Annotated in this window: 14 protein-coding genes; 10 read left to right on the top strand and 4 right to left on the bottom strand. The window is 66.8% G+C overall.

The window, feature by feature from the left end; genetic code table 11:
- Window positions 1–83 precede the first annotated feature (83 nt).
- The 4 genes from rpsF to rplI are packed head-to-tail and all read left to right on the top strand — an operon-like array spanning window position 84 to window position 1,729.
- Entirely contained in the window at window positions 84–449 is a 366-nt protein-coding gene (rpsF, locus tag PTQ19_RS15130; RefSeq protein ID WP_222446529.1) for a 30S ribosomal protein S6, read from the top strand.
- 5 nt (window positions 450–454) lie between these two features.
- Entirely contained in the window at window positions 455–952 is a 498-nt protein-coding gene (locus PTQ19_RS15125) for a single-stranded DNA-binding protein (RefSeq protein WP_274367942.1), read from the top strand.
- 57 nt (window positions 953–1,009) lie between these two features.
- Window positions 1,010–1,264, top strand: coding sequence for a 30S ribosomal protein S18 (rpsR, locus tag PTQ19_RS15120; protein WP_071641238.1), 255 nt, complete (start codon window positions 1,010–1,012; stop codon window positions 1,262–1,264).
- A gap of 12 nt (window positions 1,265–1,276) precedes the next feature.
- A complete protein-coding gene (gene rplI, locus PTQ19_RS15115; RefSeq protein ID WP_179409614.1) occupies window positions 1,277–1,729 on the top strand; it encodes a 50S ribosomal protein L9 in 453 nt (150 codons plus the stop codon).
- A 121-nt stretch (window positions 1,730–1,850) separates the two neighbouring features.
- On the opposite strand, the gene PTQ19_RS15110 is transcribed toward rplI, so the two are convergent.
- The 3 genes from PTQ19_RS15110 to PTQ19_RS15100 all read right to left on the bottom strand — a co-directional run bounded on the left by PTQ19_RS15110 (window position 1,851) and on the right by PTQ19_RS15100 (window position 5,780).
- Window positions 1,851–3,086 carry a chaplin family protein gene (locus PTQ19_RS15110; RefSeq protein ID WP_274367941.1) on the bottom strand — a complete coding sequence of 412 codons (1,236 nt, stop codon included), beginning with the start codon at window positions 3,084–3,086 and terminating at the stop codon, window positions 1,851–1,853.
- 84 nt (window positions 3,087–3,170) lie between these two features.
- Window positions 3,171–4,169: a hypothetical protein gene (locus PTQ19_RS15105; RefSeq protein WP_274367940.1), complete on the bottom strand. Its 999-nt coding sequence runs from the start codon at window positions 4,167–4,169 to the stop codon at window positions 3,171–3,173.
- Window positions 4,170–4,697: 528 nt separating this feature from the next.
- On the bottom strand, window positions 4,698–5,780 hold the full coding sequence (locus PTQ19_RS15100; protein ID WP_274367939.1) for a hypothetical protein: 1,083 nt from the start codon (window positions 5,778–5,780) through the stop codon (window positions 4,698–4,700).
- Between the two features lie 499 nt (window positions 5,781–6,279).
- Between PTQ19_RS15100 and dnaB the strand changes: the two genes are divergently transcribed.
- Both dnaB and PTQ19_RS15090 read left to right on the top strand, forming a co-directional pair.
- The gene (dnaB, locus tag PTQ19_RS15095) at window positions 6,280–8,490 is read left to right on the top strand and encodes a replicative DNA helicase (protein WP_274367938.1); all 2,211 of its coding nucleotides are present in this window, start codon (window positions 6,280–6,282) and stop codon (window positions 8,488–8,490) included.
- A gap of 163 nt (window positions 8,491–8,653) precedes the next feature.
- On the top strand, window positions 8,654–9,673 hold the full coding sequence (locus PTQ19_RS15090) for a DUF5677 domain-containing protein (protein WP_274367937.1): 1,020 nt from the start codon (window positions 8,654–8,656) through the stop codon (window positions 9,671–9,673).
- On the opposite strand, the gene PTQ19_RS15085 is transcribed toward PTQ19_RS15090, so the two are convergent.
- Complete coding sequence (locus PTQ19_RS15085) at window positions 9,670–10,005, bottom strand: hypothetical protein (RefSeq protein ID WP_274367936.1); 336 nt, start codon at window positions 10,003–10,005, stop codon at window positions 9,670–9,672. The genes PTQ19_RS15090 and PTQ19_RS15085 overlap by 4 nt on opposite strands.
- A 195-nt stretch (window positions 10,006–10,200) precedes the next feature.
- Between PTQ19_RS15085 and PTQ19_RS15080 the strand changes: the two genes are divergently transcribed.
- The 4 genes from PTQ19_RS15080 to PTQ19_RS15065 are packed head-to-tail and all read left to right on the top strand — an operon-like array spanning window position 10,201 to window position 15,963.
- The gene (locus PTQ19_RS15080) at window positions 10,201–12,183 is read left to right on the top strand and encodes a hypothetical protein (protein ID WP_274367935.1); all 1,983 of its coding nucleotides are present in this window, start codon (window positions 10,201–10,203) and stop codon (window positions 12,181–12,183) included.
- Window positions 12,184–12,191: 8 nt separating this feature from the next.
- Complete coding sequence (locus PTQ19_RS15075) at window positions 12,192–13,970, top strand: type I restriction-modification system subunit M (protein ID WP_274367934.1); 1,779 nt, start codon at window positions 12,192–12,194, stop codon at window positions 13,968–13,970.
- On the top strand, window positions 13,967–15,094 hold the full coding sequence (locus tag PTQ19_RS15070; protein ID WP_274367933.1) for a restriction endonuclease subunit S: 1,128 nt from the start codon (window positions 13,967–13,969) through the stop codon (window positions 15,092–15,094). Before PTQ19_RS15075 ends, PTQ19_RS15070 begins: the two co-directional genes overlap by 4 nt.
- Complete coding sequence (locus PTQ19_RS15065) at window positions 15,094–15,963, top strand: hypothetical protein (protein ID WP_274367932.1); 870 nt, start codon at window positions 15,094–15,096, stop codon at window positions 15,961–15,963. Before PTQ19_RS15070 ends, PTQ19_RS15065 begins: the two co-directional genes overlap by 1 nt.
- Window positions 15,964–16,056: the final 93 nt, after the last annotated feature.

Below are 16,056 nucleotides of genomic sequence, written 5' to 3'. Positions count from 1 at the left end.
ATGCGCGGGCGGGCGACGTGCAACACACCCTCCTGCTGCCGGGAAAGTCCCGGGAGCCGTTCTAGTCCGAAGGAGGTGGGTAAGTGACGCACCAGTACGAGCTCATGGTCATTCTGACCCCTGAGCTGGACGAGCGCCAGGTTGCCCCCAACCTCGACAAGTTCCTGAAGGTCATCACCAACGATGGTGGCTCGATTGACAAGGTCGACATCTGGGGCAAGCGCCGTTTCGCCTACGAGATCAACAAGAAGAACGAGGGCATCTACGCCGTCGTCAACTTCACCGCCACGAGCGAGGCCACCCAGGAGCTCGACCGCCAGCTGAAGCTGAGCGAGCTCGTGTTCCGCACCAAGGTCCTGCGTGCCGAAGAGGCACAGGCCATGGTCGCCGCCGAGGCCAAGCGCGCCGCCGAGAAGGCTGCCCGTAAGCCCAAGGTCGCGAAGGCTTAAGTCTCATGGCCGGCGAAACCGTCATCACCGTGGTGGGCAACCTCACCGCAGACCCCGAACTGCGTTACACGCAGAACGGCCTGCCGGTGGCGAACTTCACCATCGCCTCGACGCCGCGGACGTTCGATCGTCAGGCCAACGAGTGGAAGGACGGCGAAGCGCTGTTCCTCCGCGCGTCGGTCTGGCGCGACTTCGCCGAGCACGTGGCGGGCTCGCTGACGAAGGGCATGCGTGTTGTCGCGCAGGGCCGTCTGCGTCAGCGTTCCTACCAGGATCGCGAAGGCAACAACCGCACGGCCATCGAGCTGGAGGTTGACGAGATCGGTCCGTCGCTGCGATACGCGACGGCACAGGTCACGCGGGCCGCATCATCGGGCGGTGGACAGTCGCGTCCGCAGCAGCCGCAGCAGCAGGTCTCGGAGGAGCCGTGGTCGACGCCCGGTTCGTCGAGCGCTGACGCGTGGAGCACTCCGGGCAGCTTCGGCGACGACACCCCGTTCTAACTTCTGGATAGCCGGCCCACAGGGCGGCATCCGATTCTCATCTCTTAAGGAAAACTCATGGCTGGAAAGTCGAGCGGCGACCGCCGCAAGCCGCGGAAGGGTGGCAAGCCCACCGCTCCCGCGAAGTCGATCCGCGTGGGCGTCATTGACTACAAGGACGTCGCAACGCTTCGCAAGTTCATCTCGGAGCGTGGCAAGATCCGCGCCCGTCGTATCACCGGTGTCTCGGTGCAGGAGCAGCGTCTGATCGCCAAGGCGATCAAGAACGCACGCGAGATGGCGCTCCTGCCTTACGCCGGCGCTGGCCGCTAAGGGGTACCGACAATGGCAAAGCTGATTCTCACGAACGAGGTCGCCGGGCTCGGAAGCGCCGGAGACGTCATCGAGGTCAAGAACGGGTACGCCCGTAACTACCTCATCCCGCAGGGCTACGCCGTGGCGTGGACCCGTGGCGGCGCCAAGCAGGTCGAGTCGATCCAGGCGGCCCGCAAGGCCCGTGCGATCCACGACCTCGACGAGGCGAACCACCTCAAGGCGAAGCTCGAGGCCGGCAAGGTGCGCCTGGCCGTCAAGGCCGGTGGCGAGGGCCGTCTGTTCGGTTCGGTCAAGCCGGCCGACGTGGCCGACGCCGTTGCCGCTGAGGGCCTTGGCTCGATCGACAAGCGCAAGGTTCACATCCCGGCGCCGATCAAGGTCATCGGTGAGCACGAGGCGACCGTCCGTCTGCACGACGACGTCACCGCCGTGATCACGCTTCAGGTGATCGCCGCTAAGTAAGCGACAGCTGTTCGAAAGGGCGGGGTTCTTCGGAACCCCGCCCTTTCTGCGTCTGATCTCTGGGGGCGCCACACCGTGCGGGTTCGGGTGGGGAACGCCCGAACCCGCACGACAGGGGCGATCAGGCGCGCTGTGCGCGGCGCATCAGGGTGCTACCCATCAGCAGCAGCGACAGGGCCAGCAGCACCAGGGCCGGGGCGACGGCCGAACCGCCCGTCGCCGCCAGCGTCTCGCCGCCGGTCGTGGTTCCCAGCACCATCGGCAGGGACGTGCCGGAGGATGCGACGGCGCCCGGCTCGGTGCCGGGGTCGGTGCCCGGGTCCGTGCCGGGGTCGGTGCCCGGGTCCGTGCCGGGGTCGGTGCCTGGATCTGTTCCGGGATCGGTCGACGTTCCCGGTACCGTTACCGTGCTCTCGCCCAGCACCGAGATGGCGTTGCCGCCGATCGTGATCGGCGCTGTGATGGGCAACAGCACCTGGCTACCGCCGAGCAACGACCCGAGTCCGGATGTGACCGCCCCGATCGGTGCCGTACCGCTCGACTGACCCGCATTCACACCGGTGACGCTGCTGTGGCCGAGTACCGAGATCGCATTGCCGACCACCGTCACCGGGGTCGTGATCGGAGCGATGACCTGCGTGCCGCCGAGGATGCTGTCGGTGCCATCCGTGACCGCTCCGAGGCCCGGTGCGACCGGATCCCCGGTGGTGTCGGAAGGCGTCGCCATGTCAGCCGAGTCGTGCGACTGCGTGACGCTGCTGTGGCCGAGCACCGAGATCGCATTGCCCGACACGGTGATCGGTGCGTTCACCGACACGAGGGCCTGCGTGCCCGAGAGCACACCGCCCAGCCCCGAGGTCTGCACGGCGGATGCCGGCTCCGACGGCATCTCCGCCGGTGCCGGCTGCGGTGCCGGATCGGTCGTCACGGCTGACGTGCCGAGCACGCTCACCGCGTTGTCGACCACCGTCACCGGTACGTCGACGTCGACCACGGCTTGGCTGCCCGAACCTACTCCCTCCGCACCGCTGGTCTGAGCGGACGGCGTGGGATCAGCAGGGGCGGAATCAGCGGGCGCGGGCTCAGCAGCCGGCGCGGATTCCTGTGTGGGGGCCGGGTCGGTGGCATCCGATTCCGACGTCACGGGGACGACAGTCTCGACGACGCTGGTGCCGAGCACCGAGACGGCGTTGCCGACGACCTCCAGCGGTGCCGTCACCGGCGCCAGGATCTGAGTGCCGCCGAGAAGGCTGTCATCACCGTTGGTCTCCGCCGCGCCGGCGGCGGATGCGCCGAGCAGCGTGATGCCGCCGGCGATGAGCGCGCCCCACAGGGCGTGCTTAGCGAAAGTGCGCATGAGTGTTTCTCCTGATCTGTACGAGGTGAGGGCGGCACGGATGTGCGCCCGAGCGTGCCGATGCGGGCATCGGCCTGCCCCTCGTCAGTCAGGAGAGACGTCGGTGTCTCCGACCAGAGACGGCGGAAGTGCGGAGTCGGCCGGTGGGCCGGCCGAGACCCCGGAGTCATGCAGATGCGACGCCGAATGGTGCACCGCGGCGTGCCCGCCACCGGCAGAACCACCTGGTCCTGCCGCCGAGCTCGCCGGGACCAGGCCCGGTGGTGGAGCGGAAGTCTGCTTCGGATGCTCGATGCCGGCCGCAGTGGTGGTCGTGGCGTCGCTGGAGGACCCTCGCGGGTTCGGGCCACCGGACCACGGCGTGCGGTGCGTGCCGGTCGTCGGGAGGGTGATGGCGGGAGTGGCGTCTGCGGTGGCATCCGCCGTCGTGTCGTCCGGAAGGACGGCATCCGGACCGGTGGGGAGCGCGGGCTCGCCGACGTCGGGCGTGGGGCCGGTGGGATGCTGCGGGTCGAGCGCATCGACCACGGGCGGCACGGTGCCGTCCACGACCGGGGCGAGGTTGTCGACCACACTGTCAACGGCGCCGGCGGAGTCGTCGAGCAGATCCGTGGCGCCCAGGTCGTCGAGCACCTCGCCGACCACCGGCACATCGCGCACCGTGTCGGTGACGGGGCGCACGACCGACGACACCGGCGCATCGGATACGACGTCAGCGACGGCATCCGTGGTCGATGAGACGGTCTGACCGACCGTGCCGAGGGCATCCGACGCGGTGGAACCGACCACCGGCACCGACGCAACGGTCTTCGCCGTCTTCGTGACCACCTGCTGCGCCGACTCGACCACGGGTTCGGTGACCGCGACGACCGCCTCGGCGGCCTTCTCAACGACCGGATCGACGACCTCGGTGACCGCACCGGTGACCAGTGACGACAGACCCGACAGTGGGGTGGAATCGTCATCGTCGGCGTGCGCATCGCCCCCGCCGACCAGCACGGTCAGCGCGGCCCAGGCGAGCACGACGAGGCCACCCCAGAGGATCACCGCGGGAACGCGGCGCCTGGAAGCCTCGACGCTCATGCCTCATCGCCCTTCGACTCAGCTCATTGCGCGAGACGTTACCGGATCGCTGAGGGGGAGTCCACCACCGTCGAAGATTCGCCATTGAACATGTGGGACGGTGGTGGACTCCGCGACCGGCGGTGACGCGCCGGCCGCGCCCACGGTCCGGAAGTAGGGGCTCCGAACCGGGGTCGGGGTGACGGGTGCCTCGTGAAGGGAGTCGAGGCACCCGCCTGGCGGTGGTGTGGGGCCGACCGCCGCGCAGCAACCGTACGGAGAGGGGGTCCGTGAACGGTGTCTGCGAGGTCGACACGACGAGGTGAGACCGGGGAGAATCACCCCGCCGCATCGACTTCTGGATCGTCGACGGCGGTCACCATCCGCGGTGGATGGGACGGGCGTCGACGGAAGTCGTTACGCGGAGGGTGCGTGAATGCCCGGGTGGGCGAGAGGCGCGAAGATGCGCATGGGAATGCTCCTGATCAGGTCGGGTCGGTGGCGCGGTGAGCGCGCCCGCGTGTCGACGTGAGTCGACCGGACCGGAGATCAGTCGGGGGAGCAGTCCGTCGAGCCCGCGGGCCCGGACGGGGCGCGGTCATCCGCGTGCGCGCGGACGCCGAGCAGGATGCGCGTGAGCGCGGAGTGGCCAGCGGCGGCATCGCCGGTGACCTGAAGCGGAGTGGCACCAGAGGCTCCGGCGCCGGATGTCGCCGGAGCGGCGTCGATGCCAGGCACGTCGAGCGGTTGCGGGGCGTGGGCCGGTGCGAGGTGGGCGGCTGCGGCTGATTCGGGTACGACTTCGGCAGGGCTGGTGTGCGTGGCACGCGCAAGCGGGTGCGCAGTGGGTGCGAAGCGGATGCCGTGCGAGGCGGATGCTACGGACGTGCGCGCCTCGGCGCTCGCGGACGCGCTGTTTTCGTCGTCGATGCGGTCATGGCCGTACGCGTTGCCTTTGCCGTTGCCGTTGCCGGGGTGGTCGGTGTTGCCCGACGTGTGCGGTGTGGATGCGTCGGGCTTGTTCGCGTGGCCAGGGGGAGTGGTGGGCTTTGGGTTCTCGGCTGCTGATGCGTCGGATGCCGGTGCTGACGCCCCGGGGACGCCTGCCCAGTCCGGCGTGGTCTTCGGGGTGTCGGGCTGAGGCGTCGGCTTCGGCGCAACGGGCGTGGCCGGGGTGCTGGGCTTGGCCGCGGTGTCGGGCTTGGCCGGGCTTGCCGAGGAGGCGTTCTCGCCGGGCTTTCCCGCGTGCTGCGGTGTGTTCGGCGTGGCGGAGCTGTTCGGAGTGCTGGTGGTCTTGCTCGGCTTGGCGGTCGCGTTGTCCGGCTTGCTGGACGACGTTGCGGCGGCGGGCTTCGCGGCTGCGGGCTTCGCGCTCGGCGCGGGCTGCGCGTTCGGCTTGGCGTTGTTCGGCGTGGCGTTGTTCGGCTTGACGGCGGGCGTGTTGGCGGGCGCTGCGCCACGGGTATCGTCGGCGCTCGTCGTTGCGGGCGCCGAGGCGGCAGCATCCGAAGGTTCCTCCGCCGATGCCTGTGAGGCGCCGAAGATCGAGGCGAGAACCACCCACGCGAGCACGCCGAACGCAGCCCACAGCCACTTCACGATGCTGCGGCGATCTGCTGACGCAAGTCGCACGGCCCCTCCCCAGGGTGAGCCTCTCGCGGGCGCGCGAGAAAAACTCGATCGTGTGAAGATACCCCGACTTGCTATGCGTGTCCATACAGCCGCGCGGACTTGACCAGAACGCAACACCCGGGATGACGCGTCGACTTGACTTTCCCCAGGTTGTGCACATCGGTGCATAACCCGGGCAACCTTCAACGTTTGCTTGAACCCGATTGTCATCCACAGGGTGGGGAAACTGTAAAAACCTGTTCAGGGGGGATAACGACGTCAATCTTGACAACTGTCCACCGGGTTTTCCACAGGGGTTCTGCACAGACACTCCGGAGTTGTTCGCACACTCTCCACAGAGTTATCCACAGGGGCGCTTGCATGGGGATAACTCTGCTCTTACCGTGGGGGAAGCCAGGGTGTCCGTGGTTCATGTTTCGCTGTCGATAGCGGCCGGACAGCCATTCGGTTCAGCGGGTCGGCGGTGCAGTTCACACCGCCTCTGCCAGGAGGGGGAACGGTGTCGATCGCAGACATCTCAGATGAGCGACTGGGCGCTTCGCGCGCACCCGAGCGGACCCCTCCGCACGACCTGCTGGCCGAGCAGAGCGCACTGGGCGGCATGCTGCTGTCGAAGGACGCCGTTGCCGATGTGATCGAGACGCTCAAGGGTGCCGACTTCTACATCCCCAAGCATGAGCTGATCTTCGAGGCGATCCTGTCGCTGTACTCGCAGGGTGAGCCCACCGACGTCGTCGCCGTCACCGACGAGCTGATCAAGACGGGTGAGCTGGGTCGCGCAGGCGGCGCCGACTACCTGCATACGCTGACGTCGATCGTGCCGACGGCAGCCAACGCGGGTTACTACGCCGGTATCGTCGCCGAGCGGTCGATCCTGCGCCGTCTGGTCGACGCCGGAACGCGCATCGTGCAGCTCGGCTACGCGGGTGAGGGCGACGCGACCGACCTGGTCAACAACGCGCAGGCCGAGATCTACTCGGTCACCGGAGCCGAGGCTGCCGAAGACTACGTGCCGCTGACCGTCGCCGTCGACGCGGCCGTCGAAGAGATCGAGGCCGCCAACGGTCGCGACGGCACGATGACGGGCATCCCCACCGGGTTCCGCGAACTCGACGAGCTCACCAACGGCCTGCACGGCGGCCAGATGATCGTCGTCGCGGCGAGGCCCGCTATGGGTAAGGCTCTGGCGCTCGACACACCTCTCGCGACGCCGACGGGCTGGACCACGATGGGTGAGGTGCAGGTCGGCGACGAGCTGTTCGACGCTGACGGCCGCCCGACGCGGGTTGTTGCGGCGACCGAGGTGATGGTTGACCGACCGTGCTTCGAGGTCGAGTTCTCGGACGGAACGAAGATCATCGCTGATGCGCAGCACCAGTGGACCACTGAGACGCGCGCTTCGCGCCGCGCCGGGGCGGGAGCGACGGCGACCGTCACGACCGAGCAGATGCTCGCGACGCTGACAGTGGGATCGGATGCCCGCGCGAACCACTCGATCCGCAACGCTGCGCCCCTGCGCACCGCCGAGGTCGACCTGCCGGTTCCGCCCTACGCCCTGGGGGCGTGGCTGGGTGACGGCCACAGCGCCGGCGCACGGATGACCAGCGAGACTGACGGGGCACTCAAGGCTCTTGGCGTACTCAACGACAAGCATGTGCCGTCGATCTACCTGCGAGCATCGCAGGAGCAGCGCCGTGAGCTACTCGACGGCGTTGCGGGCGCGGTTGACTCGGCCGACGTCGACGGGCATGCCCGTCAGTTCGCGACGACGAGCGCGCGTCTTGCCGACTCCGTGTACGAGCTGATCGTCGGCCTCGGCTACGGATGCGAGCGAACCAGTCGTTCGGACGGTGCCTCGCATGAGATGGAACATCTGCTCACGTTCGTGGCCGTTGACGACGCTCGCCGGTACGTCAAGGCCATTCGCCCGATCGAGAGCGTGCCGGTGCGGTGCGTCGAGGTCGACAACGCCGACCACCTGTATCTGGCGGGCGAGTCGATGGTGCCGACGCACAACTCGACGCTGGCTCTGGATTTTGCGCGAGCGGCGTCGATTGGCCACAACGAGCCGTCGATCTTCTTCTCGCTCGAGATGGGCAAGAGCGAGATCGCTATGCGTCTGCTCAGCGCAGAGGGTGCCATCCCGCTGCAGAACATGCGCAAGGGAACGCTCGACCCGCGTGACTGGACGACCGTCGCCGCGACGCGTGGCCGCATCAACGATGCGCCCCTGTACATCGACGACAGCCCCAACATGACGCTCGTCGAGATTCGCGCCAAGTGTCGCCGGCTCAAGCAGCGCGCGGGTCTGCGTCTCGTCGTGATCGACTATCTGCAGCTGATGACGAGCGGTAAGCGCGTCGAGTCTCGTCAGCAGGAGGTGTCGGAGTTCTCGCGTGCGCTGAAGCTGCTCGCGAAAGAGCTTCAGGTGCCCGTGATCGCCCTGTCGCAGCTGAACCGTGGTGCCGAGCAGCGCTCAGACAAGAAGCCCGCGATCAGCGACCTGCGTGAGTCGGGCTCGATCGAGCAGGACGCCGACATGGTCATCTTGTTGCACCGTGAGGCCGCCTACGACAAGGACGTGCGCCCCGGCGAAGCCGACCTGATCGTCGCCAAGCACCGCAACGGCCCCACCGCGACCCTTACCGTCGCATTCCAGGGTCATTACTCGCGGTTCATGGACATGGCTCCGGGCGGGGACTTCGCTTGACAGGTGACTGACTAGGTTGTCTTAGCGCCACGTAAGTTGTCCTGTTTGGCGATTGGGACAATCTAGGTGGCGGAGCGTGGCAGTGAGCTCGATGAACGTTCTCGGGGAAGGGGCAGACTCTCAGATGGGGAGCGCGTCCGCATCGTCGGGTACCACAGGCCATATGAACGATGCGAGGACGGCAGAGGACGAGCCCGAGGAGTTCAGGCGACAGCGTGCCTTCTTGATCGAGACTGCACCGCTGCTCGCTGAGGACTTCCTACGTGTCGCGCGGGAGAGCCGTCAAGCCCGCGCAGAGAAGGACACGGCGTTTGCGGAGGATATCTCCCATATCTGGGCTCGCGGCTGGACCGTCGTCGACGCGGTTATCAACTCGATGGAGCAGAGCGCGGCGCTCATGTTTCCCCGTGCGGAGATCAAGGACGCTCATTCAGACACGCGCGAAGCTCTGCTACTCCTCCAATGTTCGTCGACGCTGACCCTAAGGGAGATTCGTGAACTTCTGCGCGCTGGCTACCTTGCGGGGGCGGCCGCTCGTTGGCGGGCGCTCCACGAGACTGCGGTGACAGCTGTTGTTGTGGCTGAAGGTGGCGCGCAGATCGCGAGGCGCTACCTAGACCACGGTATTGTCACCCAGTTCACACGACTGGAGGAGTTTTATCGGCAACCTCATCCGGACGCGCCATCAGACGAGGAGCGCGCCGAGCGGATGGCGCTTGTGGCCGATCTCATCCGAGCCCACACGCTGGTTGATGAGTCGCTGGGCTTTGCTAAGCCGTACGGCTGGGCGACGCCATTGATGAAGCGCAGGAGGGACGGGAAGTACCTGGAGCCGACCTTCACGCGACTCGAGGAACTCGCGCGGCAGTCCAATATGCGACTTCTCGTGCAACATGGTGCGCACGGACATGTGCATGGCGACGCGGGTGCGGTACGCACATCGGTTCTGCGTGACGGAGTCGAGCTCCTAGCTGGCCCGAGGACGGACGAGATCCCCGCGGTAGCTGTGCCGACCCTACGCTCCATCGCAGTCATCGCAGGGGCAACGCACATGGGGTTCGAACCGGAGCTCAATGAGTTCGGCCGGCTCATCTGTCTTACCGGCGCGGCCCTTACTGACCTTGCGATGCGCGGCGTCGACGAATTCAAGAGCGTCCATCGAACCGCCCGCCTGCTCTTCTAGCTCCAACAAGGCAGCTTGGTGGTGGCCAACGAGCACGACGATGTCCAGAAGCCGTCTCCGCGGAAGACCGTGGCCTTCAGCTTCTGGATCTCGATGTCCTTGGTGGCTGCGACCTCGGTCGACTGCTGAGTCGCGTTCGCGACGGCGAGGGCGATCTCGGTCTGCCTGGTGCGTTCAGCCTCGGCAAGCCGGGCGTGAAGTTCGGTTTCGAACTCGGCGGTGCGCACCTGTTGCACGATGTCGGCGTACTGGGCCGCATCGACGGTGAACGCGGTTCCGCAGTGCGGGCAGGTGATCTCGTTGATCGCGGTGGACAGTGCGATGGTGCTCATGACTACCTCCAGGTGCGTGATGCGGGGCCGACAGTCGGGGCGGCTCCTCCCCAGGGAGCGCCCCGACTGCGACAGCGGCGACATGCCGCTGGAACGATCTTGGAGTTCAACGCCAAAACCTGCGCGCACAATCCTGATAAGACCCCTTATCGCACAAAAGTGAGCGAGAAGCTCAGGCGGGGCTAGATTGACCTCATGCCCACCACCGCACCGCTTCTCATCGACCTGGCCGGCGTCGCCCGGCTGGCCGATGTGCGTCGTCCGGTGGTGTCGATGTGGCGTTCCCGTTTCGCTGAGGGTGACGACCCGTTCCCGCAGGGGGTCGCCGAAGACGCCGGGCGGATGCTTTACGACGCATCGCACGTCGCCGACTGGCTTGTGCGCACTGCACACGGCAACAACCCGGATGCGCGGGCGGATGCTGCAGCCCAGGCGACGCCGCTGGGATTCGCCTTCGGCGACGACGCAGCCGTCGCCGAACTGGAATCGCTCATCGTGCTCTACGCCCAGCTCGGCACACTCGAAACGCTGGCCGGTGATGAGCATCGAAACGCTGCGGCGACGGCCGATCCGCGCGATCTGTCGTGCCGCGCCGAGATCAACGCACACGTGGATCGTGGTGCGCCGTGGCTGGCATACGCCGAGAACCTGATCGACGCCGCATACTCGCCGTCGGCAGCACTGGCGTTGGTGCATCGTCGCCACGCATCCGCGCGTCGGATGGCCGCCTCGACGGGGCCGCTTGTGCACGAGGCGATCGCTCTCGTCGTGGAGTCAGCGACGTCGCTGGTCGGCGGCGGCCCAGCCACCGTCACATTCGATGGTGCGGATGCCGAGCTTTCGTCAGCGCTCGCCGAGTCACTGGGCGATGCGGTTGCCCTTACCGTCCCGAACTCCGTCACCGCTCGCCGTGTGCGTCGCCGGCTGCTCGTCGAAGGGCACTGGGTCTCAGAGGCCAACGAGGCTCCGCCGTCGCAGCGGTCCGTCACGATCGCCCGGGTGCCGCGGCATCCGGGCGAAGACACGATGTCGGCGCTGCTCGCCGTGGATGAGGTTTCACTCGGCTTGCGCGATGCCGATGCGGCCGTCGTCATCGGTCCCGCTCGAATCCTGAGCGATGCGCTCGGCCCGGCCGAGGAACGCGTGCGTGCCGATATCTTGCGTTCCGGACGTGTGCGTGGCATCGCCCGTCTGATGCCGGGGTTGGTTGAGACGGCATCCAGAGAGGCTCTCGCGGTGTGGATGCTGGGCGCGCCGATGGGTGACGTCCCCATTGCAGACCGCATCGCCGTTGTCGCCGACCTGAGCGCGACGCCGCTGACTCCGGCGACACGGGCGGATCTCGTCTCGGATGTCGTGGCGAGCATGGGCAGTGGCCGCGATGTGCGCGCGCATGCGTTCCGGTTCGCGCGCTTTGCGCGTACCGCGTCACTGGTGGCCCGCACCGGGCCGCTCATCGCGGCGGCAGGCCCGCGGCGAGCCGCCGGACCGTCTCCTGCTGATATCCCTGCGCTTCTCGATACTGCCGCCGACGCGGTTCGCGCGGATGTCGCTGGGGTCCCGTGGAGCACGACCGCACACAGCGCGCCATCGCCGGCATCCGTCGCAGATCTGGTTCATGACGGGCATCTCAGGGTCGTCAAGGGCACGCGGCTGAGCCCGGAAATGCTTGGGGTCGACGGATTGGTCGTGGTGACGGCATCCGATCTCGATGCCCCCGGAGCGATCGGTGGCACGCGTGTCGATCAGCTCGCGTTCGCGACGCAGTATCCGCGCGCGTCTCTCACGCGGCCGGGTGACGTTGTCTTCCGCACGGGACCGACCTCGGCGGCCTGGGTCGACGCCGAGGGGTCGAAGGTCGTCGTCGCGCCGGCGCGGGTGCTGCGGGTCACCGCAGCGGACCCGGGCGGCCTCGTGCCCGAGGTGATCGCCGCCGACATCGCGGGCGCGACCGCGGGCCCCGGTGCGTGGAAGCGGTGGATGCTGCGCCGCGTCGCACCACACAGCGTCGCGCCGTTGCGGCGTGCGCTCGCCGAGATCGCCGCCGCCCGCGCCGACCTTGAGGCCCGCGCAACACGCCTGAACGTCTATGCCGACCTGATCGTCGCGGGTGCGACGTCGGGAGCTGTCACCATCATTGAAGAGAACGACGCCGCTGATGCGGCATCCACGCAGTAAGGACGCACATGCCCCGCACACCGAAGGCCGCACCGACCGCTCCGTCGAGCATGAAAGAGCTGAAGGACACGCTCTGGAAGGCGGCCGACAAGCTGCGCGGGTCGATGGACGCCTCGCAGTACAAGGACGTCATTCTTGGTCTCGTGTTCCTGAAGTATGTGTCGGATGCCTTCGATGAGCGCTGTGTCGGCATCCGCACGGAACTGACTGCCGATGGGTACGACGACGAGCAGATCGCCGAGCTCATCGACGACATCGATGAGTACACCGGGCGCGGCGTGTTCTGGGTGCCGGCGAACGCTCGCTGGTCGTTCTTGGCAGAGAACGCGAAGGGGCTGGGTGCGTCGATGGATGCGCCCGAGAAGCCGGTGGGTGCGTTGATCGACGAGGCGATGGATGCTGTCATGCAGGCGAATCCACAGCTGTCGGGCACGCTGCCGCGGATCTTCAACCGCGACAACGTCGATCAGCGACGGTTGGGTGAGCTCGTCGACCTGTTCAACTCGGCGCGGTTCGCGGCGCAGGGGCAGGGTGGCTCGGAGGGTAGGCGTGCGCGTGACCTGCTGGGGGAGGTGTACGAGTACTTCCTCGAGAAGTTCGCGCGGGCTGAAGGCAAGCGGGGTGGCGAGTTCTTCACGCCGCCGAGCGTGGTGCGGGTGCTGGTCGAGCTGCTGCAGCCGACCCATGGCCGGGTGTACGACCCGGCGTGTGGTTCGGGTGGCATGTTCGTGCAGGCCGAGAAGTTCATCGATGCGCACCACGGTGAAGGCAGCGACATCTCGGTGTACGGGCAGGAGCTCAACGAGCGCACCTGGCGTCTGGCGAAGATGAACCTGGCGATCCATGGTCTGAACGGCAATCTGGCGCCGCGGTGGGGCGATACGTTTGCTCGCGATTTGCACCCCGACCTGCAGGCGGATTTCGTGATGTCGAACCCGCCGTTCAACATCAAGGACTGGGTGCGCAACGAAGACGACCCGCGGTGGCGTTTCGGCGTGCCACCGGCGGGCAACGCGAACTATGCGTGGATTCAGCACATCCTGTCGAAGCTCGCCCCGGGCGGGCAGGCCGGTGTGGTGATGGCGAACGGGTCGATGTCGTCGAACTCGGGCGGCGAGGGCAAGATCCGTGCCGAGATCGTCGAGTCGGATCTGGTCTCGTGCATGGTGGCATTGCCGACGCAGCTGTTCCGTTCGACCGGGATTCCGGTGTGCGTGTGGTTCTTCGCGAAGGACAAGGGCAAGCGTGCCGGTGAGGTGCTGTTCATCGACGCCCGCAACCTCGGCCACATGGTCGACCGCGCCGAGCGCGCGCTGTCGGATGAAGACATCGCCAAGATCGCCGACACGTTCCACGCCTGGCGTGACACCCCGGTCGTTGCGCGAGCGCAGCGAGACGAAACGCCTACTGACCCCGCCTCCCCGGTCGTTGAGCGAGCGCAGCGAGATGAAACGCTCAACCCCCGGTCGTTGAGCGAGCGAAGCGAGACGAAACGCGCCGGTTACGCCGAGGATCCCAACTCCCGGTCGTTGAGCGAGCGAAGCGAGACGAAACGCACCGGTTACGCCGACATCCCCGGCTTCTGTTACTCCGCCACCCTCGCCGAGATCAAGGCCGCGGACTACGCCCTGACTCCCGGCCGCTACGTCGGCGCCGCCGAGGTCGAGGACGACGGTGAGCCAATCGACGAAAAGCTCGCTCGTCTGCGGGCGGAGCTGGAGTCCCAGTTCGCCGAATCCGCGCGCCTGGCGGATTCGGTGCGCGAGCAGTTGCGGCGTATCTCGTGACACCCGTGGGCTGGGATCTCACGACCTGGGGAGAGGTAGTCGAACTCCGGTACGGCAAGGCGCTACGCGATTACCGGGATGGGCGCGGATCCGTGGCCGTCTATGGCACAAATGGTCCGGTTGGCTTCACGGACGTTCATCAGACGAAGGGGCCCGGTGTGGTCGTTGGCCGCAAGGGAGCCTATCGCGGCGTCCACTACGCAGCGCAGGACTTCTGGGTCATCGACACTGCTTTTTACATCGCTCCGAAGCGACCCCTAGACATGCGCTGGGCGTACTACTCACTGCAGTTGGCGGATATCAACGGGTTGGACTCCGGATCAGCTATACCGTCAACGACTCGGGAGTCGTTCGCGGGACTTCGCGCACACGTTCCACCCCTCCCCGAGCAACAGGCAATCGCCGAGGTGCTGGGTGCCCTCGACGACAAGATCACCGCCAACACCGCCCTCGCCGCCACTGCCGCCGCCGTCGCCCGGCTTGAGTTGCGCGCCGCAGTCCGCGACGACGCCCGCGAGCTGACGGTCGACGAAGCTTCGGTCGTGCTCGTACGCGGGATCACGCCGCGCTATTTGCCTGATGGAGAAGGCACCCGGGTACTTAATCAAAAGTGCGTGCGGGATCAAGTGGTATCCCTGGGGCCGTCTCGATGGACAGACGACTCGAAGGTGAGGGCAGAGAAGGTCCTCGCAGTAGGCGATATCTTGGTCAACTCAACCGGCCAGGGAACCCTCGGGCGCGTTGCGCGCTGGACGCTCCCCGGTCAAGCAACCGTCGACTCCCACATTACGATCGTCAGACCTGACCCCAACGTGAGCGACCCGACGGTCATCGGGCAGGCAGTTCTCGCAATCGAAGCTGACATCGAAGCGCTGGGTGAGGGCAGCACGGGGCAGACTGAACTCAGCCGAGTCGAACTTGGGCGCGCTCGTATCAGAGTTCCCAGCGGTGAACGGGCGAATCGTGTCGGGCAGACCCTTCGCGCGCTGGCTGCAAGCCAGGATGCAGTCCGTGCCGAGAACGCTACCCTCGCCGCGACCCGCGACGCGCTGCTCCCGAAACTCATGTCCGGCAAGCTCCGCGTCCGCGATGCGCAAAAGGTTGCTCAGGAAGCGGGGCTGTGATGAACGAGGCCGCCGTTGCCAGCAAAGCCTGGCGTGAGGAAGTTCACCATCTGCTTGGCCTCAGCTGGGATCGTTTCGTTGAATGGATGGTCATTGCGTGGCTGGCTGCCTGGCTGTGGACGGCATGGGTCGTGTCGAACGCCATGATCCTGCCCGAGTCGGGTCCGATTACTTGGTTTGCGGATGTCATCAAGGCCTTCGGGGGCGAGCCCGCCGCGTGGTTGGTTGCGATACCCGAGTGGTTGACCGATCCGAACCGCGCGCCGCTCCTGCCGATCTGTGTCATCGCCTCAGCAGTTCTATCGACGCTGTCACTTCGAAGCTTCCGGCTCACCGGGCTGCGTGTGCTCGCTTTGTTGAGCGCCGCAATCGCGGTGGAGATCCACGGCACGATGTTGCCCCTCGTCTGGATTGCACTGGCCGCGGCAGTGCCGTTCGCGGTCTCCGTGCTGCTCAGTGTCTTGCCACGCGACGACGCGGACATGGGAGACGAGCGTGAGTGGAGCTTCTTCTACGCGAAGGGCTCAATGTACATGTTCGGGTTCCGCGTGCTTGCCCTCTACCTGATGCCCGTGGCGGCACCGATCCTGCTCGCAATAGCCCTGGTCTTCAGCTACCGAATCGAACGAGAGTACTCGCCTAGCGAATCTCTGGGGCGCGAATCCGCGCGTGCGCTCGCCGCGGCATCGAAGAAGGGCGAGACGGTCGCGACGTGTGATCCGCTTGTCACGTCTTCTGCCATCGTCGCCGCCCTCACAGCCGCAACACCGACCGTCACCGGTCAGCGCGTCGCCGCGTCTTTCGACCACCAGCTTCGTAGTCGGAATCAGCGTCCGCTCGGCGCCGGCGGTATCGGGCGGTCTATATGAAGGTTGCATGCTCCCCCCGGCAATCACGCCACTATCGAACGAACGCGACGTTGGCGTTCGGCATCATGAGAGAGAGCCCGCATGACCACCGAG

Source organism: Microbacterium esteraromaticum (assembly GCF_028747645.1).
GTDB lineage: Bacteria > Actinomycetota > Actinomycetes > Actinomycetales > Microbacteriaceae > Microbacterium > Microbacterium esteraromaticum_C.
This window is presented reverse-complemented; position numbering and strand designations above follow the sequence as displayed.